The following is a 25,014-nucleotide window of genomic DNA, read 5'->3' as shown; positions in this document are numbered from 1 at the left end:
GCAAAAACCAGACCAATTAACCAACCGCAACCCCAGTCACATTCTGAAAGCCCCTCGGCAACTGACCACCACGATTACCCCGCGTGCCGGTATAATTGGCCAAGTCCATCGGTTTTAAGGTCACATGACGTTTGCCAGCAGTAATGACTAAGCTGTCCTGCAAGCTTAGCGGCGTGACAGCCAACACCTCTTCATTACCTTTTAAATTAATCATCTTATTGCCTTTACCACGTGCCTGCTCAGGCAAATCATCCAGCGCAAATATCAATAAATAACCGGCATTAGTCACGACGGCCACATGATCAGGAGCGGCTTGATTGGTACTGTCACCGTCTTCAGTGTTAGTGTGACTCTCTATTGCTGCATCGATACGTGCAACAGGCAACAGGCGGCTATCAGTCGGTAGGTTGATGATTTTTTTGCCCGCTTTTTGATTGCTGTCTAAGTTGCCGAGCATATTAATAAAGCCATAACCTTGTGAGCTGGCAAGTATGATGCGCTGACGATCGTTGCCTGTCAGTAGCTGCTCAAAGCTGGCCCCAGCTGGCGGCTTGAGGACGCTGGTGAGCGGATCTCCTTGACCACGAGCGGAAGGCAGAGTGTGGGCATCGACACTATAGCTGCGCCCTGTGCTATCGAGCACGTATATTTTTTCATTAGACTTACCACGGGCGTGTGCTTGATAACTATCACCTGAACGGTAGGTCATACCCGTGGCATCGACATCATGTCCTTTAGCAGCACGAATCCAGCCGGCTTTTGACAGCACAGCAGTAATCGGCTCGCTAGGGACTAGGTCAGACTCTTTAAGTGCTTGGGCCTCATCACGCTCGATGAGGGGCGACATGCGCTCATTGCCGTGCTCTTTCATGTCAGCAGTCAGCTCATCGATCATCAGCTTGGTCAAGCTGTCTGGATTGTCCAAGTACTCTTGAATAGTGGCACGTTCTGCTGCCAGCTCATCTTGCTCACGGCGCAGCTCGATCTCTTCAAGCTTTGCCAGCTGCCGCAGACGAATGTCCAAGATCGCATTGGCTTGGATATCCGTCAGGTCATAATCTTGCATAAGTGAGGCTTTGGGGTCATCTTCTTCACGAATGATGCGAATCACCTCATCGATATTTAGATAAGCAATCAATAAGCCTGCAAGAATATGCAAACGCTTATCGATTTTATCAAGGCGATACTGTAGACGGCGTGTGACCACCGAGCGGCGGCTGATAAGCCACTCGCTCAAGGTTTCTTTGAGATTTTTAACTTGTGGTTTACCGTTTAAACCAATCATATTCATATTGACACGGTAGTTGCTCTCAAGATCGGTACTGGCAAACAGGTGACTCATCACACGCTCGACATCGACACGGCTTGAGCGCAGCTCTAACACAATACGACAAGCGTTTTCGTGATCCGATTCATCATGGATATCAGTGACCCAAGGCAGCTTTTTGTCTGTCATCAGCTTGGCGATTTGCTCTTGGATTTTATTACCCGAAACTTGATAAGGCAGGGCATCGATGATGATGAGGTTTTTCTCTTTTGGGTCGATATGAAAGGTTGCACGCATTTTATAGCTGCCGCGTCCACTCTCGTACATGGCTTGCAGATCTTTTTTACTGGTGATGATTTCAGCATTCGTTGGTAGATCGGGCGCAGGTATCGACTGAGTAAGCTGCTTGACGGACAGCTCAGGGTTTTTTAGCAGACGAATCGCTGCCCGAACCACCTCATTGAGATTGTGCGGCGGGATGTCGGTCGCCATACCGACCGCAATGCCGGTAGTGCCATTGAGTAAAATATTGGGCAGGCGTGCTGGTAAGGTAACAGGCTCTTGTAGTGAGCCATCAAAGTTATCTTGCCAATCTACTGTGCCTTGACCCAGCTCTAACAAAAGAGTATTGGCGTAGGCAGACATCTTGGCTTCGGTATAACGCATGGCAGCAAAGGACTTGGGGTCGTCAGGGCTACCCCAGTTGCCTTGGCCGGTAATCAGAGGATAGCGATAGCTAAACGGCTGCGCCATGAGTACCATGGCCTCATAACAGGCGCTGTCACCATGTGGGTGGTACTTACCGAGTACATCACCGACAGTACGGGCAGATTTTTTGGGTTTGGCACTTGCTTTTAGACCCAGCTCGCTCATGGCGTAGACGATGCGGCGCTGGACGGGCTTGAGACCGTCAGCGATGTTGGGCAAGGCTCGATCCATGATGACGTACATGGCATAGTTGAGATAGGCTTGCTCAGTAAACTCGGCGACCGAGCGGGTGCCCATAACATCATCGGATAGAGTAGGGTTGTTATCAATAATATCAGGCATAAAACAGGTTTCGCTTATATATTTTAATCAGTATCAAGGTATATAGGATAGCACTATCCTAAAGCAAATCAGCACAATTAAAAAGATGTATCGCATGCTAGGCGACAGTTCATGACGTGCTGATTTTTTATCTCAGTATGAGCGGTCTCAAAGGTCTGGATGTTGAATACGCCACAATGGCCCAGCATTTCATAATAGCCAGTCATCTTATCTATATAGAAACAATCTAGCAACAATACCCTGTAGTGAACAGCCGTGCACTTCTTAACTTTAGAATAGTGAACGCTGAGTTTTTGTATCTATCCATTTGATATTATTAAGATTAATGGTCGTCAAGCGGTTTTGCGAACTTAAGTGCCAGTTTTTTATATTGAGTAGTCTGTATAAAGTGTGTATGTTAAGAATCAAAGGGTATTTACCACCGATTGCGCCCACCTATTAGGAGAAAGAAGATTATGGATAATCAAGTCGATGTAGTCCGTCATGAAGATAAAATTTGGTTAGACACTTATAAAGAGCTCGGACTGACTTATGATATTGAGATGCCTGCCGATGATACCTCGCTGATCGATATTTTTGAGCAAAGCTTTGCTAAGCATCGCAATAAAACCGCCTTTATCTGTATGGGTGCCTCAATCACCTTTCAAGAAGTTGACTTGTACAGTCGTCAAGTCGCTGCGTACTTACAAGGACTTGGGCTGGTCAAAGGTGATAAAGTTGCGGTAATGATGCCTAATGTACTACAGTTGCCTGTTACCGTTATTGGTGTACTGCGTGCTGGATTGACGTTGGTCAACGTTAACCCATTATATACGGCGAAAGAGTTAGAGCATCAGTTAACAGACTCTGATGCCAAAGCGCTCATCTTAGTCGAAAACTTTGCTAAAACCTATCAAGATATTGGCCGTCCATTGGTTGATAATGTCGTCATTACGGGTATGGGCGACTTGATGGGTACTCTTAAAGGTTTTATGGTCAATACCGTGGTTCGTCATGTCAAAAAGATGGTGCCAGACTACAATATCACAGGGAGTGTCAGCTTTAAAAGTATGCTCAAGCAAAGCTCGGCTGGTAAATACAAGCGCCCCAATAATATCATTCTCGATGATATTGCAGTGTTGCAATATACAGGTGGTACCACAGGTGTGGCTAAAGGAGCGATGCTCACTCACAGAAACTTAGTGGCCAACCTCATTCAGTGCAACACCTTTTTGGGCAGTGCGTTTGATGAGTTCGATCGTAGTAATGAGCAACCCGTTATTATGACCGCTTTACCCCTATATCATATCTTCTCCTTCACCCTTTGCGGTATGTTTGGCATCCTTCGTGGTTGTATTGGCCTGTTGGTGCCCAATCCTCGTGATCTCGACAGTTTAATTAAGGCATACAAAAACAACCCCCCTGCGCTTTTCCCTGCTGTCAACACGCTATTTAATGCGCTTGCCAATAACGAAGAATTTAAAACCTTAGATCACAGTAAGCTCCGTGTCTCTATGGGTGGCGGTATGGCAGTGCTGAGTGCGACAGCAGAAAAATGGTTGGAGGTGACAGGCAATGTCGTCGTCCAAGGTTATGGTTTATCAGAGACTTCGCCTGTCGCAACAGCCAACCCCATTAATAGCACAAGCTTTAGTGGCACAATTGGACTGCCGATGCCAGGCACTGATATTGCGATGTTGGATGAGAATGGCAATGAAGTGGCTATTGGCGAGCGAGGTGAGATTGCGGTACGAGGCCCTCAGGTTATGAAGGGTTATTGGAATCGTGAAGACGCCACGGCTGAGGTTATGACGCCTGACGGGTTTTTCTTGACCGGTGATATCGGCATCATGGACGAAAAAGGTTATATGACCATCGTCGATCGCAAAAAGAACATGATTTTGGTATCAGGTTTTAATGTCTATCCAAACGAAGTTGAAGAGGTCATGGCTGGGCATCCAAAGATTTTGGAGTGCGGTGTCATCGGTGTAGAGGATACAAAAAGCGGTGAGCTACCAAAGATATTTGTGGTACGTAAAGACGATAGCCTTACCGCTGAGGATGTGCTTGATTATGCTAAAGCGCATCTGACAGGTTATAAGCGCCCTCGCTATGTCGAGTTTCTTGATGAATTACCAAAGTCAAATGTTGGTAAAATCCTACACAAAGACTTGCGTAAACTAGAAGAGAGCAAACAAGGCTAAGCCGACAGTTTGCGCCCATAGTACGTTTATGTACTTATAATGATAAGGCCGTTTACAGATGGTCTTATCGTTTTTTATGGTCAGTTTTTGGCAAAACTGCTATAGTACAGACCTATATAGTAATGTGTTACTGAGTATTATGGACGAGCTTTAGTGTCCTTAAAGCCTATACATCCCCCTTTATAGATCCAGCACTCATTTCATCATTAATCGATTCTGCACGTTTTATTGTAGTATTTAGGACAAGTTATGACCGAAAACATCAATAGCAACAACACCGATAATAACACGTCAAAGATGGCGGCATTTCCTACCATGCCTACCATCCCAAGTGACAGACCTTGGCTTGATGCCTACGAGCGTTATGGTATTGATGCCACCATTGATATGCCAGACGATGAAACGTCTTTGCTTGAGGTGTTTGAGCGTAACTTCAGTCGTTATGGCCAAAAACCTGCCTATATCTGTATGGGTGCCTCTATCAGCTACAAGCAGCTAGACTTGTACAGTCGCCAAATCGCCAGCTATTTACAGTCGTTAGGACTGATCAAGGGTGACAAAGTGGCGGTGATGATGCCAAACTTGTTGCAGTACCCTATTGTCGCCTTAGGTATCATCAGAGCGGGGATGGTACTCGTCAACGTCAACCCTTTATATACCAGTCGTGAGCTCTCACATCAGTTGCATGACAGTGGTGCCAAAGCACTATTTATCGTTGAAAACTTTGCCAAGACTTACCAAGAGGCAGAAGACAAAGGTCAGGTGCAGCATGTCGTGGTTTGTAAAATTGGCGATATGTTAGGAACGATTAAAGGCAGAGTCGTCAATTTGGTCGCTCGTCATATCAAAAAAATGATTCCTTCTTATAATCTGCCAGACAGCATCAGCTTTAAACAAGCCTTGGGTGCGGTGTCTGCCAGTAAGTATAAGCGTCCAGATTTAACGTTAAGCGATGTGGCTTTGCTGCAGTATACTGGCGGTACTACTGGGGTCGCCAAGGGAGCCATGTTGTCTCATGGCAACCTAGTGGCAAACATGCTACAAATAAAGGTACTTATCGACAGTGCTTTTGAAGATGACATTAATAGTGAAGATGTTATTTTGACCGCCTTGCCGTTATATCATGTGTTCTCATTTATGGTCTGTGGCATGTACGGTATGTATCAAGGTTTGGCAGGCTTGCTCATCCCCAATCCACGTGATCTAGATGGTCTTATCAAAGAGATGGATAAATACAAGCCAGCTTTTGTCCCAGCGGTAAACACCTTGTTTAATGGTTTGGTACATAAAGACAGCTTTGCTGATTTGGATTTTTCTAACCTAAAGGCTTCTATCGGTGGTGGTATGTCGGTACTGCCTAGCGTCGCAAAAGAATGGCATAAAATTACAGGCTTACCTATCGTGGAGGGTTATGGCTTGTCTGAGACCTCACCAGTTGTGGCCTTCAATCCGATGACTATCGCTGAGTTTACAGGAAAAATCGGTATTCCTGCCTCTAGTACCGATGTGATATTGATCGATGATGATGAAAATGAAGTGGCCATTGGTGAGCGTGGGGAGATTTGTGTCAAAGGCCCACAAGTCATGCTTGGTTACCAAAATCGCCCTGAGGAGACGACCAAAACGTTTACTGCTCATGGTTATCTTAAGACAGGTGATATCGGTATCATGGACGATAAAGGCTTTATCAAAATCGTGGATCGCAAAAAAGACATGATTATCGTCTCAGGCTTCAATGTTTATCCTAATGAGATAGAAGAAGCCATGAGTGAACATCCTGCCATAGTAGAATGCGGTGCTATTGGTATACCGAGTGATGAACGAGGTGAAGATCCTAAGCTGTTTGTGGTCAAAAAAGGCAATGTGACTGAAAAAGAGTTGCTTGATTTTGGTAAGAAAAACCTAACAGGCTATAAGCGTCCACGCCATATCCAGTTCGTCGATGAATTACCAAAGTCAAACGTGGGTAAAATCTTACGCAAGGAATTGCGCAAGATGGAAGGCTTAGAATAGACCTCGCTAGCAGAGTTGGCAAAATAAGCGGCGTTATCGCTTGAATGAATCTTGCTATCACGCCGCTGTCACGTTAGGATATCTCAATAATCCCGCCCGTTGGCGGCTTATTTTTTATAATACTCGTACTAGGAACCTTTATGCGCAATGATAACCGCCAGCTAGATCAACTTCGCTCGATTACTTTTGAGCGCAACTATACCAAGCATGCCGAAGGTTCAGTGTTGGTCAGCTTCGGTGAGACCAAAGTCTTGTGTACCGCCAGTATTGAATCTGGTGTACCTCGTTGGTTAAAAGGTAAAGGCAAAGGTTGGATTACTGCTGAATATGGCATGTTGCCACGAGCGACCAATACTCGTAATCAACGTGAAGCCACACGAGGTAAGCAGTCGGGTCGCACTCAAGAAATCCAGCGCCTAATCGGCCGTAGCTTACGTGCCATGATAGATCTTAGCAAACTTGGTGAAAACACCATTTATCTTGATTGTGATGTACTGCAGGCTGACGGTGGTACACGTACCGCTAGTATCACAGGCGCTGCCATTGCGCTTATTGATGCTTTAGAGAGTCTGCAAAAAACCAAAAAGCTTAAAGCGGATCCTTTGATTGGGCTTGTCGCAGCAGTGTCTGTCGGTATCAAAAACGGCGAAGCGTACTTGGACTTAAACTATGAAGAAGACGTCAGCTGTGACACAGATTTAAATGTAGTGATGACCCAAAAAGGCGAGTATATCGAGATTCAGGGCACCGCAGAAGAAAAGCCCTTCACCCGAGACCAAGCCGATAAAATGCTGACATTAGCCGAAAAGGGTATTGCTGAGCTTGTCGATCTGCAGCAGACTGCCCTTGGATGGTAAAATCTGGCAAATGGATGTAGAGGCATGTTAAAGCTTACAGATGACGGCGCCAAAATCACATTAAAGGGTCAACCCCAAACAGATGGTAATGGCATGTTTTGGTTCGGCTCGGCGCTACTGATAGGAGCAGTGGCTGTCGCTATGGCGATGAGTATACTGCCAGAGCGCCTTGCTATTGGTGCGCTTGCCTTACTTATTATTGGTAGCTTTATCTTTAATCGTCAGCGTCAAAAGCACAAGCAAGCCGCAAGTGGGCGAATAAGTAGTGGCACGCTTTGGATACGAGCCGGTGAGCTGGTCCATGACGATCAAGGAAAACGTGCCCATATTCATATGAGTGCGGGTGATAAAGTCACTTTGTACGGTGAGCAGCTACAAATCACAGATGCTAGTAATATGCGTAAGTACCATATCAGCGGTTTTGATAATATACAAGAAGCGCAGGCGACTAAGGCCATACTAGAAGGGCAAACCTTAAATAAGCGTCATGCCAATATTAAAATCAATGGCGACTGATACTAGGGTCTAAAATGATCCATGATCTAGAGTTATCCTACCGTTTAAATCTATAGACACTCCATGTGTCAGTTTATTGTCGATAATTTAACCAATCTCCGCAGAAACCTCCTACCTCTAAGGTGGTGGGTGGTTCCTTATCGACAATAACACTTGCAGTCACCCAGTCAAATGTACTATAACTAAGGCTTAAGATCCTAACAATAACAACGGCAATCATTGCTGTATGGACAAGGAGTGAGTCATGTTATCACTGCCAACTATTGCCTTGCATCGTGCCCAACCTATCGTGCCGACTTCTGTTAGACCCACGACTCTAACCAAAGCCTTTGCTAGTCTATTACTAATAATGCTAGGCGCTGGTGCAAGTCACGTGCATGCCGATAGCATGAGTGCGCTTATCGCACAAAAATCAGCCCAGTTTGAGCCAGCAGTGCCCAGTGCTAAAGTCAGTACACGCTCTACGATTCAGCGAGTACGCCGTAATCAGGCTGGTCACATCAACCACGCACATATCAACCCGGCAAGTCATGCCCAAGCCAATTTTAACAAGGCCACACCGAATACCACTTATCGCTATCCTAAAGTACATAGACAGCCGTCAGCGATATCACCTGCATTCTTATCTGGCAGTTATGACAATGTTGATAGTGAATATCTACCATTGCTAAGTAACGCTGAAAGCCAAAGTAGTACCGCCGCACGTGAGGTGATAAGTACCGCACGTAAGATGGCGCTTAATGAGCGTGCTATTATTCAAGGTGGCTGCTGGGATTATCTGGATGCAGTGTTTAAACGAGCAGGGGTCACACGTGACACCGTACACAAGGGCGCTTATAGACAGGGGCCTTATGCTCATAGCAGTGATATCGAAGTGGGGGATTGGCTGTACTATATCAATCATGGCTACAACGGTGTTGAGCATAGTGGTTTGTTTGTCGGCTGGGTCGATGAGACAGCCAGACAAGCGCTGATGCTCAGTTATGCCGGGGAAAATCGCCGTGAACCTGCACGTTATCGAGTCTATGATTTAAGTAATGTGTATCAGATTATGCGTCCTACCTTTTAGGTGCCCGCTTCTATGTTTTATTTCAGTTTTCAAAAGCACATTATTTTTAACAATTAAAACCACAAAAAAAGCGTCTATCACTTAATAAGTGACAGACGCTTTTGTTTTTTATGCAGCAAAAGCAGAGGACTTTAGAATGGCTTAACCACTACTAAAATAACGATAATGACCAAAGCAAATACAGGAACTTCATTAAACCAGCGCCAAAACACATGAGTTTTATAATGTGGGTCATTAACGAGCTTTTTACGATAAAACCCGCAAGCACCATGATAAGCGGATAGGAGTACCACTAATAGCAGCTTAACGTGTAACCAGCCTTGCGTTTTATACACCTCCCACCCTAGTCCGAGCATCCATAGACCAAAGATCCATGTCGCAATCATCGAGGGCGTCATGATGCCACGATAGAGCTTACGCTCCATAACGATGAAACGCTCTTGGCTGACCAGATCGTCACTCATCGCATGATAGACAAACAGGCGTGGCAGATAAAAAATCGCTGCAAACCAACAGACCATAGAGATGATATGTGCAGCTTTAATCCAATTAAAATAATCGGCCATAGTAGGTTCTCTTTACTATTTTTAGTAATCAGCATTGATATGTTATAAATACTGATAGCTTAAAATTCACGTTTATTCATTTTAATGCTGGCAAGCTTAACGCAGAATCTATCGTAATGGTAGCTGACTTGATTAAACTACTTGGTCATGGCTGGCAAGAATGACTTGCGATTGCTGTCCACTCATAGCATCGAGGACAGGCAGCTGCTTTGGTGCTCTGGGTGCAGCATATTGTGCACTTAATCCAAGCTCCCGCATCAGTCTGTCATCATTTGATTGACTGGCATTGCCCGTCGTCAACAGCTTATCACCATAAAAGAATGAGTTTGCACCTGCCATGAAGGCCAAAGATTGTTCAGCATCGGACAGGCTTTCACGCCCTGCAGATAGACGTACATAACTGGTTGGGCAACAAATACGGGTCACGGCGATCGTACGAATCCACTCTAAGACAGGCAGCTGACCTTCTGCCAAGACTTTATCACCAAGAGGAGTACCTTTAATCGGGACGAGTAGGTTGACTGGGATAGATTCTGGGGCTTTTGGCATTTTTAATAGCTCAAGTACCCAGTCGATGCGGTCATCACGACTTTCACCCATACCGACGATATTGCCACTACAGACATTGATGCCTGAGCTGCGGACATGTGCCAACGTATCAAGACGCTCATCATAACTACGAGTGCTGACGACCTGCTCGTAGTAGTTCCGTGAGGTATCTAGATTGTGGTTATAATAATCAAGCCCTGCGTCGGCCAGTTGGGTCGCTTGTTCAGGATTAAGGGTGCCAAGCGTCATGCAGGTCTCAAGCCCCAGACCCTTAACTTCCTTCACCAGCTCGAGTACATAGGGCATATCTTTGGCACTAGGGTGCTTCCAAGCGGCACCCATACAAAATCGTGAAGAACCACTTGCTTTGGCACGCTTCGCAGCGGCGATCACCTTATCTACTTCCAGTCGCTTTTCTGCCTGCAATTTGGTCTTATCACGATGATGACCAGACTGTGAGCAATAACCACAGTCTTCTGGGCAGTTCCCTGTTTTAATCGATAGCAACGTACTAATCTGCACCTCATTGGCGTTAAAATGTTGCCGGTGGATGGTTTGCGCTTGTAGTAATAGATCCATCAAAGGTAAATCAAACAGTTGTTCGATTTGTTCACGGCTATAGTTGCGGTTTGACGGTTGTTTTTTAGTCGCTGAAAAATCTGTGTCTAGCAAGCCAGTAGAAAAAGAGCCTTGGTCATGATTAGCAGTATGATTGGCTGCAGCCTCTGATGTAGTTTGAGCTGTAGGTTCTGATATAGAAAGCAGTCCCGTCATAAATTAAATCCTTTTAAAAGCATGAAACGATAATAAAATCAGATAGGTTATAAGTGCTTTAGATGATAAATAAGTCATAAAAAAGGTTACGGTAACCCTAGTATACCGTAACCTCTTTAGAAAATCAGAGTGCGATTAAGAATACAAAAAAACAGTGTCAAAAGCCACATTTGTGTACTTTATGACTTTAATAATACACCCTTATCGCAAGTTATTTACCCAGCTTGTGCTTCGCCACACCGATCCAATGCTCAGCGAACTGCTGGGCTTTATAAGTATAAGGCTTCATTTTTTGGATATAAGGCTCACACTTCTCTGGAACCTCAGGCACGATATGTTTGGCAAGTTTGTTGAACCACATCATCAGGCTATAATCACCTTCTATGCTTAAGTTGCCTTCTTGCACAGCCGTCATAAATGCCGGCAGGCTACCTTTAGTGAGTAGCTTCACACCAGTCATAGAGTCTTTAAACTTGATGCTCAAATCAGCTTTTTCAGCGCTGCCACTGTCTTGGCTAAACTGACCATTATCAAACGTGAAATGACGAACAACGTCAGACTCTTCGCTCATAAATTCGATGGTCACTTGGCGATCAGCCAGCAGGCTTTGTACTTCTTCATTATCGCCATCAGCAAGCATGGACAGACGATAGCCAACGACTGCCAACAGGACGTCTAATGGATCAGATTTGATATTTAATACAGGGATATTGAACATAATTGGGTTTCCTACAATGAATAAAGTTTAGAGGTGAAAAGTAAAAGGGCAGCTGAAAATAGACGTTACTTTATAGTAATTTGCACGACAATCCTATCAGTTAATTATAAACCATTAGTCACTTTCAACTCTTTAGTAGTTACGTAGGTGCTGTTAAGCATCATGTAACAATGCGGCAGATGGCACTCAAAAAAACTGCTGACTATCGACGACTAGAGTCAAAAAATGCGCTAAGACTAAGCGCATTTTAAAACGATGAAAACCTAAAATTTAGCAGTAGGCTTTGGTTGCTATCAAAAACGGGGTTGATAATGATCGTCATAAATAGGGGTATGTTCAATATAACGTGCTTTGGCCTGCTCACGCTCTCGCTGCAAGGCATCACTGACATCATCATAACGCAGCGCTCGATACAGCACCCAAGTTGCCAGTGGTAACCAACTGATGGCCAAAGCCGCAACATAGCTGTGCCAGTCTGAAAAAGCAAACCAGCTCAATATAAGGTTATGAGTCATCTCCACCGCTATAAAGTACGCAATACCACCAACGACATACCACAGCAGCCAGCGCTGTGATGAGACAGCGATAATAGCACTAACGGCTAATAATATAATACCGCCAAGCAGTGCACTGCTGCCCCAGATGTCTGTGCCGATAGTAGAAAATACAGTTGAAAACATCATTCATCTCGCTATTCATAAGGTGAGTTTCAATGACTTCATTATGAAAGCAAAACGAGCAAAGCTAAAGAGGGCGACGGCGGCTTTGCGACAACAGTTGACGTCTAATTGGGTTACTTATATTCAAGCGCTACAGGCTATCAGGCTTGCAAAGGTTTTAGTCCGCTGTACCCTTTGGACGTTTGCTGTGATGTCCCCACCACGACAGTGCTGATACCAAAACCGCACCGAGTAACATCAGGCTTAGGGTTACCAGCCAGTGCGCACCTTCTGGGTAGTGCCACGGTGCGACATTATAAACGGCTTCGCTATTGAGCGTCCCTAAAGTATCGACTTTCCACGGCCATACCTTGACGAGCGAGCCTGCGATAAAACCAGTCAACAGCGCCAATGTGCCCTGATAGTAATGTGACAACAACCATTTTAGTGCCCGTGTAAACAATAACAGTCCCGTGGCCATGCCTGCCATAACCGTGAAGATCACGCTCAAATTCATCGTATCAACAGCATCTAAGACAGCATTATAAGCGCCCAATAACAATAAGATAAAGGACCCTGAGACACCAGGTAATATCATCGCACAGATGGCAATAGCGCCTGCAAAGAACAAATAAGGCAGGCTAGGCGCTGTGGTGAGTAGTGGCAAGCTACTGATGGTAACAGCCGTGATGATGCCGGTGATAAACAGTACCGCTCGTGCAACATTCCAGCGTTTAATCTCGCTCAGTAATAGCAAAACCGTGGCAACGACTAAGCCAAAAAAGAACGACCAAATCAGTAGCGGCTGATTGTCTAGTAGATGTTTGATGATACCCGCTAAGGTCGCAAAGCTAGTAACAATACCTAGTAGCAAGCATAACAAAAATGTCGCATCCACTTGCCGCCACATGGCCACCACACCCTTTATACCTCCATCCTGACGAAACACTTGCCAAAGGCTGGGACCGATACTGCCAATAGCATTGATCAGACGCTCATAAATGCCAGAGATGAGAGCAATAGTACCACCTGAGACGCCAGGGACGATATCAGCTGCACCCATGGCCATGCCTTTTATATAAACACCTACGAGCTGTTTTTTACTGTCTGCTGCTGCCTTTTTTTGCGCAGCAGCGTGTTGCTCAGCTACGATGCCTGAAGACGACACATCTGGCCGTGGTGATTGTGATGTCGTCATGGAGATTCCTTAATTGAACAAAGCCGGCAGAATGAGTTCGAAATAAATCGATACCCAATATCACCGTGCTACTGGTATAAGTGTTGCTGTGCTACTGAACTGGGGTAAGCGCTGGATAGCCTAGAGCATAGAGAACCCCTTCAAGACCGGTGACATTAACCGCTGCATCAGCACGAGCCTCGACGATAGGTTTGGCATGATAGGCCACCCCCAGATCAGCAATAGCCATCATCGGCAAGTCGTTGGCACCGTCACCCACACAGACCACTTGCGACATCTCAATACCCATACGCTCGGCAGCGTGAGCAGCGATAGCGGCCTTTTTTTCGCCATTGACGATCGGCAGCTGTATATGACCTGTCACTTCACCTTCATCGATGTCTAGGTGGTTGGCATGGACTTCATCGATACCGAGCTGATCGGCGATATAGTTGGCAAAATAAGTAAAGCCCCCAGAGACGAGTACGGTATGATAACCCAAGGTCTTTAAGGCACTGATAATTGTACGAGCACCAGTAGATAGGGTTAGACGAGTACAGATATCATCCAAAACTGAGGTGGGGATGCCCTCTAAGAGTGCGACACGCTGAGCAAATGATTCATCAAAGTCTATCTCACCACGCATCGCAGACTCCGTAATGGCTTCAACTTGCTCACCGATGCCAGCGGTTTTTGCCAGCTCAACGATGACCTCCTGCTCAATCAAGGTTGAGTCCATATCAAAGCAGGCAAGCTTGTGTGTACGCAGCATGTGACCGACAGATAAAATATGACAATCGACCAGTTTAGAGCTATCTAGAATGGGGCTCTCATCCCCTTGAGCTCTATAGTTTTCTGCCAAATCCCGACGCAGGCGAGTGGTGAGCTGATCATCAATGATATGCGCCGCCGCTGTCTTTTTGGCAGGGTGCATCATGGTGTCGGTCACAGGCACTAATAAATAGCGAAATACTTGCGCTGGTACAAAGGGCTGATAAGGTACCGAGCCAGTATTGGCAGTAGGGTCAGTGTCATTGGCGATATCAGGCACAGCAATATCGACGAAAGTCGCTTCAGTGTCTTCTGCTACTGTCACCAAATGCCAGTTTGGCTGTTCATCAACCCAAGACTGTATATATTGATGAATGTCGAGCGTTGGTACATGCGCTGGCAATACAACAATCAATGCGAATACGGGCAATGACTGTAGTGTATCAAAATCGTGCAAATTGGTACCATCGGGCAGCAATGAGGCAACAGAATCAACGGCTTGCTGCCATGCTTTGCTGTCTTTTGGTAACGAATAAGGCGTATTTTTTGGCATGGCTCAATTGTCCCTTGTATGCTCAGATAAGATTAGGAATAATAACAGTTTTACCGCCTGTCGCCTATACATGGCACGCAAAGTAAAACCGCTGGATAATAAGCAGTCTTGGCGGATAATATAAAAATATCATCTTAGCCAAACCTATGGCGATAGATATGGTGATATAGTAAAGATTACTATTCGGCTACATTTTCTGGAAAATGAGCGACAGTCTCATTTTTTAATTTCCTTCATTCAAAAAAGTTTAACATATCATGACGTATTTAGCGCCACGGCAAGGGTTGTTTGCCATTATCATTCTGGTCAGTTTTTGTTTGCAGACACTATTACTGGTCATTAGTACTGATCAACAACTGACCAAAATCCGTGAGCAAAAAGGCCAGCAAATGGTCGCTCAGCTCATCGATGAGGCGCGCTTGTCTTTAGAAAATAAGGACCGCGTTAGTCTTAGTGTCATTGCCAATCGTTATACCAGCGAGCAAGACGTGGCACGTATCTTAATTAAAGACAATAATGATGAGCTGCTGGTCCCCGTAGGTAATGCACCTATGCAGCAGGGCGAGACCATTCGCCAAATGGCGACCAAAGGCGATGCTGTTATTGGCAGTGTGGCCATCACCTTGAAGGACATTAGCAAAGGTGAGATTGTCGCTATGCAGTGGCCGTTTGTCATAGGTTCGTTGATTCTACATTTATTTTTATGGCTCTTGTATGGTTATGTGGCGCGTCCGACCAAGGAGCAGATTAATGCGCTAAGTCATGATATTCAGGACTTACATCGTGAGCGTCAATTACAGTCGGGTCAGCTGGCGTATGGCCGGATGGCCAATGAAAGTCATACAGCACAGCAGGGCTCAGGTACTGATGGCGCTACTGACTTAGCCACCGAGGATCATGATGAAACCGTTCAGACGCAAGTGAAAAAGCCAATAAATACGGCTGGTATTCAAGACGAGGTCAATGCTTATCTAAGAGGGCAGCAGCAAGCAGCGAGCGCCACGGCTGATGGGCAGCAGACTGGCGCAGACAGTAATACAGCGTCACCAAAGCAGGACGTTGACCCCAGCAGTGATACGTCTGTCAGCCATACTGATCATCTCGAAGCGGCAAGCGTGAACCCGAACCAGGCTAACGTCAGTAAACTCCCCAACTCGGGAGCTAAATTATCAGCCATGCGTCCTATGGATAGTGTTAGCGTGCAGATTATGTTCCATGACGAGTTTAATATGTTGGAGCGCCTCGCTCCTGAGATGCGTATGCCATATCTTGCCCTCTGTACCCAGTTATTGAATCAAGCGATGACAGAGTTACTCAAGCAGCCGCTATTGCTTGGTGTCAGCGCTACAAACACGCCAAGCTTTGATGAAAAGGGGGCTTGTGCCATTCTAAAAGCGGACAACAGTCATGCCAAAGTAGCACTGGCAGGTGTCATGTTGGGCAAGCTGTATCTGATGCTAAACAAGATTATTCATGATAAGCACATTGAGTTGTCACGCTTTGCGCTACCCGCCAAGGCTGGCGTGAGTGACGAAGCTCAAGCAGATGCCATGGCGCAGCTGTTAAAGCGTGTGGGCAAAAAAGAGCAAATGCTGATTTTATTACCAAACGCTGGACTAAAACAAATTGGTAATCATGTACAAGTGCAGAGCTTGAAGCGTCCTACAACTGTATACGAACGTGAGTGTGCTATCTTTGATGGCGCAAATGACTCCATGATACAGCGCTTGGCAGAGGTGCGTAATGCCGTGCTTATGACTGGCAGTGAATAGGCTTTTATAACGCAATTGAGCATTCATGACCGCAAAAAATCAGACTAAAATGCTCATTTGAGCAAAAAGGATTGACAAGGCACGTTAGAGACTTTATAAGGCATAGTTATAACCATGCATTTTAAATTTATTGCCCCATATATAGGAGTTTGTCATGAGTGATTCTGATATCGATGATGATTTTGATGATGATTTTGGTGATGATGATGACGCAAAGATGGTCGAAGAAGCTGAGAGTAGTGTTCGTACACGCTTAAGCAGTTTAGAAAAGCGCCGCCTCATTGATAACCTATTAGAAGAAAAGCGTCTAGCAAAAGCTTTAAAAGATGATTTAGACGACTTAGGTGATGATGACGACGACTTTGATGATGACTTCGATGATGAGTGGGATGACGAGTGAAATAAGACGGACCGCCTTTAAGTTTAAGGCTCAAAGCGATGTGATGCTAGTCTCAGTCATCAACCTGCCATCTATTGATAAGCCTGCTCGTAAGCTGTGATTAGGGTATGACAATATGTTGCTGACCATGTATTGTCATCGCCCAGTTGTGTTAAGCTGCAAATAGCCTATTGGTGTTGATAAAAAGTATGAGGTTCGTACTACCATTTTACAAATGACTAGGCATGACGCCGTCTATCGATCTAAGGAAATACGTTATGAACAACCCCTTAAGCTTCGACGAGCTATTGGATTATTTAGACAACCAAGAAAGTGAGTATGTGCTCGACAGTGTCGCTACCCATGGTTTTTTGACGGCTACTGTCATTGGACGCCCCTTACCAAACTGGATAGACGCTTTGTTTGAAGGTCATACCAGTGAAGTGCCAGACAACGTCATCGATGGCATTCGTCGTTGGCGTGACGCTATCATGGCCGAGATAAAAAACGAGACACCTATCGAGCTGCCATTTGGTGAAGATGCTGGCAACGAAGAAGTGGCGGTCGACTTTTCAGATGAGTCAGATATCGTTGCGTGGTCGATTGGTTTTGTAGATGCTATGTATGGTGACGAGGCCAGTAATTGGTTTGAAGACGAGGACACTAGCGAAGATGTTGCGGTACTGACGCTACCGATGATCGTGCTAAGCGGTATCGATGATGAGGACCCAGAGCTTAGAGCCATGCGTAATGACGAAGACAAAATGGCGCAAATGGCCAATAGTATCGAAGGCAATTTGACTGAGCTGTTTTTATTGTTCCACACCAATGACTAGGGCGTGTCTTCATTTTAAAAGTGGCTGTGTTTATAAAAGGTAAAATCATGACCGTGCAACTTTCCAATCTTGAGCATCTACCAGGACATCAAATCACTGAGCGTTTGGATGTGGTTTATGGCAGTACCGTACGCTCAAAACACGTCGGTAAGGACTTGTTTGCAGGTCTAAAAAACATCGTCGGTGGTGAGCTAACCGCTTATACCGAGCTGCTAGAGGAGTCACGCCAAGAAGCGATAGATCGCATGGTGCTCAAAGCAGAAGCCATGGGCGCTGATGCTGTTGTGGGGTTACGTTTTTCGACCTCGAGTATCGCTCAAGGTGCTTCAGAGTTGTTTGTATATGGTACCGCGGTCAAGGCAGTGCCTGTGCAACAGCAGACCTACCAAACCCCAGCTGCTGATAATCAGCCTCCATCAAGTCAATCTCAGCCTGTGTCTACTGATGATTTACCACGCTTTAATCCTTTTGGTTAAGCGCTCAAAAGCATGAATGCTTTTTTATGAGAAGAGACGTGTCATGAACAACTCTACCACTCAAATGCTCATCAACTATGCGCCGCTCATTATATTGTTTGTGGTGGGTTGGTACTTTGGGGCACGTCACGAGCGTCAACACTTGGCGCGTCTACTGCGCTCAGAAAAAGAGCTTGACCACATCATTGTGTCAACTGAGCGCTTTTACCGCCCAAATATAGCACCGAATAGTGAAGGTGAGCTGGTACTCGGCAGCGTGGTTATTGCTCAAGATTACTTTAAGATGGTAATTGCTCGGGTCATGAGTTTATTTGGTCTTAATTTAATCACCTATGAAACCTTGTTGGATCGAGCCCGCCGTGAGGCAATGGTGCGTATGCGTACTCAAGCACATCTTAAAGGCTGTAATTATATTTATGGCATACGTTTTGAGGTCACCAATGTCAATCAGTTAGGCAGTATGGTCGAAGCCATTGCCTATGGCACGGCGGTGATTAGTACAGAGAGGCATAGAACACATTAATACTGACGAGTATTGATTTGTACTATTTTATTGCCCTTTTCATCCTCTGCTTGCTCTTTGACCTTTTCAACTTGAAATAAAAAAGTTCTATTTTTTAAGACAGCGACAAACACCACGCCACCGACCGTATTACCTACCAATACCACCACTAAGAAGATTAAGTAATCCAATATAGTGACGGTATGACCGTACATTAAAGCGGCAAATACTTCAATATTGCCAACGATACTGTGGTGTAAGCCTAAAAACCCAATACTACCTGTGATCAGTGCCACCAATAAGATACGACTGAGCGTATCACGAGCTGATGTCACTAGCCAGGCTGCTACCCCCATCATCCAACCTGCCAGCACGGCGCTACCAAATATGATCCACCACTTAAAACCTAAAACATGCTGAGCATAGGTATCTACATCAGCCGCACTAAATAACTGCATCTGAATACCAAGGCCGATCATCAAGGCAGCAAATAGACAGCCACCAATGAGATTACCGGCGATGACGATGCCCCATAAGCGCAACAGCTTACTTAAAGGCTCAATTTTATTAAGTACAGGCAGGCTTAATAGGGAGGTTTGTTCTGTGTACAGTAATGACTGACCGATCACGACGATGACAAAGCCGATAGGATAGAGCAAAGAGGATAAAACGATCGCATATTGACTAGGCAATAGGCCGCTGAGTAGGGCAAAGGCAGCAAGAATCATAAAAAAGCTAATACCAATCTCCAGACCTGCGGTAAAGGCACTGGTAAATAACGAGCCAAGAGAGCGATCAAAGGTTTCTTTGGCATGCATGACTTGCTCGACTAAGATGCTGGCGTAGCTTTTTGCCTGACTGGCATTGTCATCACTGGCGACTTTTTTGATGCTCTCTTTGTCCTCCTCGCTAAACTCTTCTAAGTCTTCGTCATCTAGGTTTTCAGTTACCTCGCTTGTGGGTTCATCTTCATGTATATTCTCAATCTCATCAGGCACAACGACCACATGCCCGTTTTGAGTATCATTACTGTCTTGGCTGTCGATCTGATCCCGCTTGTCTTCTAAAAACTCGGTATCGGCTGAATCGTTATTTTTAATATGTTGAGACACGTTAAACTCGCTGTTTAGAGGATAAGGGTTTCGATAGGCGGGGGTACAACTTTATAATGGGTTGTTATACCGTGGGTATATCGTCGGTGTGCGCGCCTTAGTTTGCCTATAGTCTATTATATTTAGCATTTGGTCGTCTGATGTTATTAATTGTTTTAATAGGTACGCCACACGCTTGATAAATTGCCTTAACATCTAACAAAATCTTGCCATCTGCGTTAAAATCACCTAATCCATTATTTATTCTATCCTTTTTTCATTTTTGTTTACCTTATTAATAAAAGACCATTCACTATGAGTAACCCGAATACCAATCTGACCCAATCTATTCAAGCGGCCCTTAGCCAATTAGAAAATGCCTACAACCCGAGTGAGGTTGAGGCCGGCATGTACCGAGAGTGGGAGGAAAATGGCTATTTTCAGCCGACTTTTGATAAAGACGAGTCGTTCTCTATTGCCTTGCCGCCGCCAAACGTGACGGGTAGCTTGCATATGGGACATGGTTTTAACAATGCCATTATGGATGCGTTGACCCGTTATCACCGTATGGATGGGGACAATACTTTATGGCAGCCAGGTACCGATCATGCCGGTATCGCTACACAAATGGTCGTTGAGCGTCGACTGGAAGCGCAAGGCCTCAAGCGTCGTGATATGAGCCGTGAAGATTTTATTGATAAAGTCTGGGAATGGAAAGAGGAGTCAGGTGACAATATTACCCGTCAGATTCGCCGTCTGGGCAGCTCTGTGGACTGGTCACGTGAGCGTTTTACCATGGATAAAGGGCTCTCTAATGCGGTCAAAGAAGTCTTTGTACGTTTGTTTGACGAAGGGCTTATCTACCGTGGCAAGCGTTTGGTCAACTGGGATCCAAAGTTCCAAACGGCGCTATCTGACTTAGAGGTCGAAAACCATGACGAAAAAGGCTCGCTGTGGCATTTCCGCTATTATTTCACCGATACCGACGTCACCACTCAAGAGGGTAAAGACCATCTCATCGTCGCCACCACCCGTCCTGAGACCTTGCTTGGTGATACGGCTGTGGCAGTCAACCCAAAAGATGAGCGTTATGCTCACCTCATTGGTAAGACCATTACGTTACCGATAACCAGTCGTGTCGTGCCTATCGTCGCTGATGACTATGTCGAGAGCGACTTTGGCACAGGCTGTGTAAAAATCACCCCAGCGCACGACTTTAACGACTATGAGCTTGGGCGCCGCCATGAGCTGCCACTGATCAATATCTTTGATGAGCACGCTCATATTTTAGCCAACATGGAAGTCTACCCTGACCTGCAAACCCGTGAGCCGGAGTTTGAGAGCACACCAGATGAGTATGTCGGCTTAGAGCGTTTTGCCGCACGCAAACTGATAGTTGAGCAAGCAAGCGCACAAGGCTGGCTAGAGGATATTGAAGACTACGCCCTAAAAGCGCCACGTGCCGAGCGTGGTGGGACCATCGTTGAGCCATGGTTGACGGATCAATGGTACGTGGCAGTTGAGCAGCTTGCCAAACCGGCGATTGACGCAGTAGAAGAGGGTCGTATCGAGTTTGTCCCTGCTCAGTACAAAAACATGTATATGGCTTGGATGAGCGACTTGCAGGATTGGTGTATCAGTCGCCAGCTGTGGTGGGGACATCGTATTCCGGCATGGTATGACGAGGCGGGTGGCATCTATGTTGCCCGTGATGAAGCGGAAGTGCGCAGTAAGTATAACCTCAGTGACGATATTAAGCTGCGCCAAGATGATGACGTACTCGATACTTGGTTTAGCTCAGGTCTGTGGACCTTTAGTACGCTTGATTGGGCAGATCCCAATGCTGATCCTCGTGTGCTTGAGACCTTTCACCCGACTAGCGTATTGGTCACCGGTTTTGACATTATTTTCTTTTGGGTTGCACGCATGATCATGATGACGTTGCACTTTGTCAAAAACGATGATGGGAGTCCGCAAGTACCATTTAAGACCGTCTATGTGCATGGTCTGGTGCGTGATGGCAATGGGCAAAAGATGTCCAAATCCAAGGGTAACGTGTTAGACCCTATCGACATCATCGATGGTATCGATCTTGAAAGCTTGGTCGAAAAACGTACCAGTAACATGATGAACCCAAAAGATGCTGCCAAAATTGAGAAACAAACCCGTAAAGAGTTCCCTGAGGGCATTCCTGCCTTTGGTACCGATGCACTGCGCTTTACCTTTACATCGCTTGCCAGTACTGGCCGTGATATTAACTTTGACCTCAAGCGTGTCGAAGGCTATCGCAACTTTTGTAATAAAATCTGGAACGCCAGCCGCTTTGTACTGATGAACTGTGTCGACAAAGAAGGAAATGCGCTGCCAATAGACCAAGGTGTCAATACCGAGGTATGGGAGCTACCAGAAAAATGGATCGTGAGCCGTCTGAACTCCACCATTGCCAATATCCATCAGCATTTTGCCCAGTATCGCCTGGATATGGTGAGTCATGATATTTATGAGTTTATTTGGAACGAGTATTGCGACTGGTATGTCGAGCTTGCTAAAGCCAGCCTCAATGATGACTCGGTATCAGATGAGCGCAAAGCACAAATCCGCTACGTGCTCTTGCATGTGCTTGAGACGGCCATGCGCTTTAGTCATCCGATTATGCCGTATCTGACCGAAGAGATTTGGCAGACTGTTGCGCCGCTGTTGGAGCGTAAAAACACCGATAGCATCGTCATCGCTGACTATCCTCAGGTCAATCCTGCCAAAATCAGTGAGCAAGTTGAGGCGGACATGGATTGGCTGCAAGACCTTATCGCTAGTGTGCGTAACATCAGAGGTGAGATGAAGCTGGGTAATGCAGTACGCTTGCCGGTGCTGCTAGAGAATATCACGAGCGAACAAGTCGAGCGCTTAGATCGCATTCAAAATCAGTTTAAGGCGTTGGCGAAGGTCGAGAGCTTAACGATTTTGGCAGAAGGCGATGCCGTGCCGTTATCGTCATCAAGCATGGTTGGGCGCTTGCGTGTCCTTGTGCCGATGAAAGGTCTCATCGATCCGACCGCTGAGCTGAAGCGTCTGGGTAAAGCCTATGAGAAACTACAAAAGCAAGCGGAAGGCATCAGTCGTAAGCTCTCTAACGAAGGCTTTGTCAGTAAAGCGCCAGCACAAGTGGTTGAGGCTGAGAAGGTGAAGCTTGAAGAGTTAGAAGGGCAGTTGGCTACCATGGCGGGGCAGATGGAGGAGCTTAAAGCGTTGTAATTAACGCATAATTCGCTAGGTCCGCAAAGAACGCTGTCATGTTTTATGATGGCGTTTTTTTTATTGGAGTGGTTAATGTTGTTACATCAGACTTAATCAGTAGGCTGTAAGTAAAGATATCTATACCACCACATCTAAAATGATAAGATAAATCACTGTTGTAACGATTCAACTCACTCATAACTAAAGGACGAACCATGAGCCATTATCTAAAGATTTCCGCTGCCATACTAAGCAGCACATTGTTTTTATCAGGCTGTGCCAGCACTGGCATGTCACCATCGATGCCAAACGGTGGCACGGATAATAACTACCAACTGCCACAAGAGATATACGATGGCTATTGGGCAATGACTGCAGGGATGGACGGTCAGGCCGCTGTGATTAACTTTCGTGATGGTATGACATACAACTATCGCTTCAAATGCTATACAGATGGCAACTTTGAGCAAGTAGGGGTAGAGCAGTATAAGCTAAGACCCAACCGTACCGCAGTAGGGCTTCAGCATGAAAACAATCCAGAGTTTTCGCAAATCAAAGTCGTCAAATTAACGCCTAAACAAAACTTAACATTGAATCAAAGCTTCAGTGCGCCTGAGCTACAAGAGGCTTACCCTAATGGACAAATGTACAATTACGTCTATAAACCAACTTTAGAGCCGCTTTGTACCCTGTAAACGAATTAGGGACACTAGGGGTCGCTGCAGCGTGACTGTAGCGATCTTTTTACACCCGTTTGATGACAGATTTCTATCTCAACGTATAGTCGATACACTCTAAAAATGTCATAGCGCTACTGGGATGAATTTTGCGCAGCCTCTGGGAACGCAGCACGCAAGTAAAATTTATACCAGTAGCGTATTTAAATCCATAACAGTTTTACATTCAGCTGACTATACCCCATTATTAACCAAACTTATTAATTCATTGTAATAATGTCATAAAAATAGTCTTGCACCGCATTTCACAATATTGCATTCTTAAAGACTTATCCCGCTGTCAAAACGCTACTGTCTACTGAAACGACCATCATGACCAAAAACAAAAAATCTTTTTATTACAGGCCTAAGACCAATCAGTCTAACAGTCCAACAGTGCGTTGGACGTTTGTGACACTTGGCTGGATATTTTTTGTGCTTGGTATTATCGGTATGTTGCTACCTGTGATGCCGACAGCCCCTTTTATACTACTGGCGGCAGGGTGCTGGGCACGTAGCTCACGGCGTTTTCACTTTTGGCTGATTAATCATAAATATTTTGGTAAGTATGTGCGGGATTGGGAAGAGCGCCGTGCCGTGCCGTATTATGCCAAATGGCTAGCGACCATTATGATGGCCATTTCGACCACAATGATGTTTTTACAGTTGCCAGCTGACATGATTTGGGTCGCTTGGATCATAGCAGCAGCGTGCACTGTGGTTGCTATCATACTGTTCCGTCTACCCAATGCCTAAATGCCAACTTTATTTAGGAGTGGAGATTAGGTAGAGATAAAAGCTACCGTAATCTACCTAAAAAGACGATAAATGTTGTTTATTTACATAAAGCTCTATTAAAGGCTTGCACTAATGTGAATATCTTCCTATAATACGCCCAAGCTTAAGATCAGTTCTGCACCAAATCATTACCTCGTAGTATTAGTTATAATCCTTCGTTTTAATATTTATCGTTCAGTAGCTATTTGCAAGCGTTATCGGTCCATTAGACCACAAATAAATTAAATATCAGGGTTATGACTATGTCAGACGTTCAAAAAGGTACAGTTAAGTGGTTCAACGAAGCTAAAGGCTTTGGTTTCATCGCTCCAGAAAACGGCGCAGACGTTTTTGCTCATTACAGCGAAATCTCAGGCTCAGGTTTCAAAACCTTGGCTGAAGGCCAAGAAGTTGAGTTCACTGTAACTCAAGGCCAAAAAGGCCCACAAGCACATAACATCGTTGCTATCTAATTTATCTTTTTATAGATAAAAGTTAGATAAATAGAT

General features: G+C 45.4%; 22 protein-coding genes. 14 read left to right on the top strand and 8 right to left on the bottom strand.

Annotated features, from left to right (window positions below):
* Positions 1-16: 16 nt before the first annotated feature.
* A complete protein-coding gene (gene parC, locus J3492_RS08525; RefSeq protein WP_207991634.1) occupies positions 17-2,317 on the bottom strand; it encodes a DNA topoisomerase IV subunit A in 2,301 nt (766 codons plus the stop codon).
* Positions 2,318-2,772: 455 nt separating this feature from the next.
* Here parC and J3492_RS08520 point away from each other — a divergent pair, with 455 nt between their 5' ends.
* The 5 genes from J3492_RS08520 (at position 2,773) to J3492_RS08500 (ending at position 8,955) form a co-directional block, all read left to right on the top strand.
* On the top strand, positions 2,773-4,500 hold the full coding sequence (locus tag J3492_RS08520) for an AMP-binding protein (RefSeq protein WP_207991633.1): 1,728 nt from the start codon (positions 2,773-2,775) through the stop codon (positions 4,498-4,500).
* 249 nt (positions 4,501-4,749) lie between these two features.
* On the top strand, positions 4,750-6,513 hold the full coding sequence (locus tag J3492_RS08515; protein ID WP_207991627.1) for an AMP-binding protein: 1,764 nt from the start codon (positions 4,750-4,752) through the stop codon (positions 6,511-6,513).
* Between the two features lie 140 nt (positions 6,514-6,653).
* Positions 6,654-7,370: a ribonuclease PH gene (gene rph / locus J3492_RS08510; protein ID WP_207991621.1), complete on the top strand. Its 717-nt coding sequence runs from the start codon at positions 6,654-6,656 to the stop codon at positions 7,368-7,370.
* Between the two features lie 24 nt (positions 7,371-7,394).
* Positions 7,395-7,886, top strand: a complete 492-nt coding sequence (locus J3492_RS08505; protein WP_207991619.1) for a hypothetical protein — start codon at positions 7,395-7,397, stop codon at positions 7,884-7,886.
* Positions 7,887-8,130: 244 nt separating this feature from the next.
* Positions 8,131-8,955: a hypothetical protein gene (locus J3492_RS08500; protein ID WP_243453180.1), complete on the top strand. Its 825-nt coding sequence runs from the start codon at positions 8,131-8,133 to the stop codon at positions 8,953-8,955.
* A 131-nt stretch (positions 8,956-9,086) separates the two neighbouring features.
* Here J3492_RS08500 and hemJ read toward each other — a convergent pair whose 3' ends face one another.
* From hemJ to serB, 6 genes are all read right to left on the bottom strand, one after another.
* Complete coding sequence (gene hemJ, locus J3492_RS08495) at positions 9,087-9,521, bottom strand: protoporphyrinogen oxidase HemJ (RefSeq protein WP_201573730.1); 435 nt, start codon at positions 9,519-9,521, stop codon at positions 9,087-9,089.
* Between the two features lie 132 nt (positions 9,522-9,653).
* Positions 9,654-10,844, bottom strand: a complete 1,191-nt coding sequence (bioB, locus tag J3492_RS08490) for a biotin synthase BioB (RefSeq protein WP_207991617.1) — start codon at positions 10,842-10,844, stop codon at positions 9,654-9,656.
* Positions 10,845-11,055: 211 nt separating this feature from the next.
* Positions 11,056-11,562 carry an SCP2 sterol-binding domain-containing protein gene (locus J3492_RS08485; RefSeq protein WP_207991615.1) on the bottom strand — a complete coding sequence of 169 codons (507 nt, stop codon included), beginning with the start codon at positions 11,560-11,562 and terminating at the stop codon, positions 11,056-11,058.
* A gap of 293 nt (positions 11,563-11,855) precedes the next feature.
* Positions 11,856-12,245 carry an AciT family ciprofloxacin tolerance protein gene (aciT, locus tag J3492_RS08480; protein ID WP_243453179.1) on the bottom strand — a complete coding sequence of 130 codons (390 nt, stop codon included), beginning with the start codon at positions 12,243-12,245 and terminating at the stop codon, positions 11,856-11,858.
* 154 nt (positions 12,246-12,399) lie between these two features.
* Positions 12,400-13,419, bottom strand: a complete 1,020-nt coding sequence (locus J3492_RS08475) for a DUF368 domain-containing protein (RefSeq protein ID WP_207991606.1) — start codon at positions 13,417-13,419, stop codon at positions 12,400-12,402.
* Positions 13,420-13,510: 91 nt separating this feature from the next.
* Entirely contained in the window at positions 13,511-14,722 is a 1,212-nt protein-coding gene (gene serB, locus J3492_RS08470; RefSeq protein WP_207991604.1) for a phosphoserine phosphatase SerB, read from the bottom strand.
* Positions 14,723-14,979: 257 nt separating this feature from the next.
* Between serB and J3492_RS08465 the strand changes: the two genes are divergently transcribed.
* The 5 genes from J3492_RS08465 (at position 14,980) to J3492_RS08445 (ending at position 18,708) form a co-directional block, all read left to right on the top strand.
* Positions 14,980-16,494 (top strand): hypothetical protein, encoded by a 1,515-nt coding sequence (locus J3492_RS08465; RefSeq protein ID WP_207991602.1) that lies wholly within the window; start codon positions 14,980-14,982, stop codon positions 16,492-16,494.
* Positions 16,495-16,648: 154 nt separating this feature from the next.
* On the top strand, positions 16,649-16,894 hold the full coding sequence (locus tag J3492_RS08460; protein ID WP_207991600.1) for a PA3496 family putative envelope integrity protein: 246 nt from the start codon (positions 16,649-16,651) through the stop codon (positions 16,892-16,894).
* A 257-nt stretch (positions 16,895-17,151) separates the two neighbouring features.
* Positions 17,152-17,709: a YecA/YgfB family protein gene (locus J3492_RS08455; protein ID WP_207991594.1), complete on the top strand. Its 558-nt coding sequence runs from the start codon at positions 17,152-17,154 to the stop codon at positions 17,707-17,709.
* A gap of 47 nt (positions 17,710-17,756) precedes the next feature.
* On the top strand, positions 17,757-18,185 hold the full coding sequence (locus tag J3492_RS08450) for a YbjQ family protein (protein ID WP_207991592.1): 429 nt from the start codon (positions 17,757-17,759) through the stop codon (positions 18,183-18,185).
* A gap of 43 nt (positions 18,186-18,228) precedes the next feature.
* Positions 18,229-18,708 carry a YbjQ family protein gene (locus J3492_RS08445; RefSeq protein WP_207991590.1) on the top strand — a complete coding sequence of 160 codons (480 nt, stop codon included), beginning with the start codon at positions 18,229-18,231 and terminating at the stop codon, positions 18,706-18,708.
* Here the strand turns inward: J3492_RS08445 and J3492_RS08440 are convergent.
* Positions 18,705-19,799 carry a formate/nitrite transporter family protein gene (locus J3492_RS08440; protein WP_207991589.1) on the bottom strand — a complete coding sequence of 365 codons (1,095 nt, stop codon included), beginning with the start codon at positions 19,797-19,799 and terminating at the stop codon, positions 18,705-18,707. The two genes, J3492_RS08445 and J3492_RS08440, sit on opposite strands and share 4 nt — an antisense overlap.
* A gap of 294 nt (positions 19,800-20,093) precedes the next feature.
* Between J3492_RS08440 and J3492_RS08435 the strand changes: the two genes are divergently transcribed.
* The 4 genes from J3492_RS08435 to cspE all read left to right on the top strand — a co-directional run bounded on the left by J3492_RS08435 (position 20,094) and on the right by cspE (position 24,978).
* The gene (locus tag J3492_RS08435) at positions 20,094-23,030 is read left to right on the top strand and encodes a valine--tRNA ligase (RefSeq protein ID WP_207991588.1); all 2,937 of its coding nucleotides are present in this window, start codon (positions 20,094-20,096) and stop codon (positions 23,028-23,030) included.
* A gap of 197 nt (positions 23,031-23,227) precedes the next feature.
* Complete coding sequence (locus tag J3492_RS08430; RefSeq protein ID WP_207991585.1) at positions 23,228-23,707, top strand: hypothetical protein; 480 nt, start codon at positions 23,228-23,230, stop codon at positions 23,705-23,707.
* 354 nt (positions 23,708-24,061) lie between these two features.
* Complete coding sequence (locus tag J3492_RS08425; protein WP_207991583.1) at positions 24,062-24,484, top strand: YbaN family protein; 423 nt, start codon at positions 24,062-24,064, stop codon at positions 24,482-24,484.
* A gap of 284 nt (positions 24,485-24,768) precedes the next feature.
* The gene (gene cspE, locus J3492_RS08420) at positions 24,769-24,978 is read left to right on the top strand and encodes a transcription antiterminator/RNA stability regulator CspE (protein ID WP_025644841.1); all 210 of its coding nucleotides are present in this window, start codon (positions 24,769-24,771) and stop codon (positions 24,976-24,978) included.
* Positions 24,979-25,014: the final 36 nt, after the last annotated feature.

This window comes from Psychrobacter coccoides (genome assembly GCF_017498085.1).
Classification (GTDB): domain Bacteria; phylum Pseudomonadota; class Gammaproteobacteria; order Pseudomonadales; family Moraxellaceae; genus Psychrobacter; species Psychrobacter coccoides.
This window is presented reverse-complemented; position numbering and strand designations above follow the sequence as displayed.

Excerpts from the sequence above, each read along its gene's own strand:
- parC (WP_207991634.1), bottom strand. The coding sequence starts at position 2,317 with ATGCCTGATATTATTGATAACAACCCTACTCTATCCGATGATGTTATG.
- J3492_RS08520 (WP_207991633.1), top strand. The coding sequence starts at position 2,773 with ATGGATAATCAAGTCGATGTAGTCCGTCATGAAGATAAAATTTGGTTA.
- J3492_RS08515 (WP_207991627.1), top strand. The coding sequence starts at position 4,750 with ATGACCGAAAACATCAATAGCAACAACACCGATAATAACACGTCAAAG.
- rph (WP_207991621.1), top strand. The coding sequence starts at position 6,654 with ATGCGCAATGATAACCGCCAGCTAGATCAACTTCGCTCGATTACTTTT.
- J3492_RS08505 (WP_207991619.1), top strand. The coding sequence starts at position 7,395 with ATGTTAAAGCTTACAGATGACGGCGCCAAAATCACATTAAAGGGTCAA.
- J3492_RS08500 (WP_243453180.1), top strand. The coding sequence starts at position 8,131 with ATGTTATCACTGCCAACTATTGCCTTGCATCGTGCCCAACCTATCGTG.
- hemJ (WP_201573730.1), bottom strand. The coding sequence starts at position 9,521 with ATGGCCGATTATTTTAATTGGATTAAAGCTGCACATATCATCTCTATG.
- bioB (WP_207991617.1), bottom strand. The coding sequence starts at position 10,844 with ATGACGGGACTGCTTTCTATATCAGAACCTACAGCTCAAACTACATCA.
- J3492_RS08485 (WP_207991615.1), bottom strand. The coding sequence starts at position 11,562 with ATGTTCAATATCCCTGTATTAAATATCAAATCTGATCCATTAGACGTC.
- aciT (WP_243453179.1), bottom strand. The coding sequence starts at position 12,245 with ATGATGTTTTCAACTGTATTTTCTACTATCGGCACAGACATCTGGGGC.
- J3492_RS08475 (WP_207991606.1), bottom strand. The coding sequence starts at position 13,419 with ATGACGACATCACAATCACCACGGCCAGATGTGTCGTCTTCAGGCATC.
- serB (WP_207991604.1), bottom strand. The coding sequence starts at position 14,722 with ATGCCAAAAAATACGCCTTATTCGTTACCAAAAGACAGCAAAGCATGG.
- J3492_RS08465 (WP_207991602.1), top strand. The coding sequence starts at position 14,980 with ATGACGTATTTAGCGCCACGGCAAGGGTTGTTTGCCATTATCATTCTG.
- J3492_RS08460 (WP_207991600.1), top strand. The coding sequence starts at position 16,649 with ATGAGTGATTCTGATATCGATGATGATTTTGATGATGATTTTGGTGAT.
- J3492_RS08455 (WP_207991594.1), top strand. The coding sequence starts at position 17,152 with ATGAACAACCCCTTAAGCTTCGACGAGCTATTGGATTATTTAGACAAC.
- J3492_RS08450 (WP_207991592.1), top strand. The coding sequence starts at position 17,757 with ATGACCGTGCAACTTTCCAATCTTGAGCATCTACCAGGACATCAAATC.
- J3492_RS08445 (WP_207991590.1), top strand. The coding sequence starts at position 18,229 with ATGAACAACTCTACCACTCAAATGCTCATCAACTATGCGCCGCTCATT.
- J3492_RS08435 (WP_207991588.1), top strand. The coding sequence starts at position 20,094 with ATGAGTAACCCGAATACCAATCTGACCCAATCTATTCAAGCGGCCCTT.
- J3492_RS08430 (WP_207991585.1), top strand. The coding sequence starts at position 23,228 with ATGAGCCATTATCTAAAGATTTCCGCTGCCATACTAAGCAGCACATTG.
- J3492_RS08425 (WP_207991583.1), top strand. The coding sequence starts at position 24,062 with ATGACCAAAAACAAAAAATCTTTTTATTACAGGCCTAAGACCAATCAG.
- cspE (WP_025644841.1), top strand. The coding sequence starts at position 24,769 with ATGTCAGACGTTCAAAAAGGTACAGTTAAGTGGTTCAACGAAGCTAAA.